The sequence below is a fragment of the Acinetobacter sp. YH12120 genome, from assembly GCF_013418795.1.
In the GTDB taxonomy this organism is placed as follows: Bacteria; Pseudomonadota; Gammaproteobacteria; order Pseudomonadales; family Moraxellaceae; genus Acinetobacter; species Acinetobacter towneri.
In genome coordinates this window covers 1-1,378 of the sequence record NZ_VPBI01000054.1, presented here as the reverse complement: position 1 = coordinate 1,378, position 1,378 = coordinate 1, and the positions used below count along the sequence as shown (strand labels likewise).

At 39.3% G+C, this 1,378-nt stretch carries 1 protein-coding gene; it reads left to right on the top strand.

Annotated elements, in window-relative coordinates:
- Nucleotides 1-183 precede the first annotated feature (183 nt).
- Nucleotides 184-1,378, top strand: a 1,195-nt coding sequence (locus FTU58_RS13940) for an IS4 family transposase (protein WP_180062596.1), incomplete at its 3' end; no start/stop codon positions are given.

Sequence of the window (1,378 nt, the reverse complement as noted above, 5' to 3'; positions counted from 1 at the left end):
CTGAATGCCAAAGCCACCTGGTTTGAAAAAGAATCAGCGCTGTATCGCAAACTACAGGCCTACTGGGCCAGCAAGCAAAAACCGTAGCCATAAAAAAAGCCCCTTTGTGGTAATGCCAGTCAGTTAAGCAAATTTTAGTAAAATGTAGTAAAAATGAGTGTATGTAAATACGCTCATTTTTTTATGTCTTTATCTGAACATTTAGAATCCACTCTTGAACATGCTCTCCCATCACTCAACCATTTTTGTGAACTTATTGATTTAAATTGGATTGAAACAAGCCTGCATCAAACAGGTAAGGCATCGATCAGAAGGAGAAAATTACCTGCTGAGCACGTGGTTTGGCTTGTTCTTGGGCTTGCCTTGTTTCGCAATCAACCCATCAGCTATGTGGTAGAACAATTAAAACTCGTGTTTGGTACAACAGATTATTGTGTTCCTAGTGCAGCTGTCCAAGCTCGACAACGTTTAGGTCGAGAACCCTTAGCTGCCTTATTCTCCTTAATCAGCCAAGCATGGTTTGATGAATCACAACAACAATATTCAACCTTTCAAGGTCTTAGTGTATGTGCTGTTGACGGGGTGGTTTGGTCTATGCCACTGACCGAGGAGAATTTTAATCATTTTGGCTCATCTAAAGGTAAAACTGCTGTAGCACCTTACCCACAAGTTAGAGCCACGTGTCTAGTGAATACCAATACTCATGAAATCATAGATGCCCAAATAGGCAGTATGGATCAAGGTGAACTCACATTAGCAAATCAATTATCTCCTCCAGCACAAAGTATTACTTTGTTTGATCGAGCTTATTTCTCTGCTGATTTTTTAATAGGCTGGCAAACACGTGGAGAATCAAGCCATTGGCTTATGCGAGCTAAAGATAATTTACGTTATGACATAATTAAACGGAATTCCCCACATGATTTTCATATCAGGATGCCAATATCAGCAAGAGCCAAAAAACTTAATCCAGCATTAGGAGATTACTGGGAAGCACGTTTAATTGAAGTTGAGCAGGCAGGAAAAATCCGCCGTTATATCACTTCATTATTAGATTCAAAGACATACCCACTTATAGCCTTGGCAAAGTTATATGCTCAGCGTTGGGAAATTGAAATGTGTTACCGAGAAATTAAAAGCAATTTACAGGAAGGTAAGCACTTAAGGAGCAAACAGCCAGACTTAATTTATCAAGAATTATGGGGTGTCTTGATTGCTTATAATGTTCTAAGAAGACAAATGAAATATATGGCTCAACGTGCCAAAGTAAGCCCGTTGAGGATCAGTTTTCATATTGCATCTATTGCCCTTCTTAATTTACTCAGATTCGACTCTTTGGCTTCTGCAGGTAATCTACCCAAACATCTGGAAAGTTTAA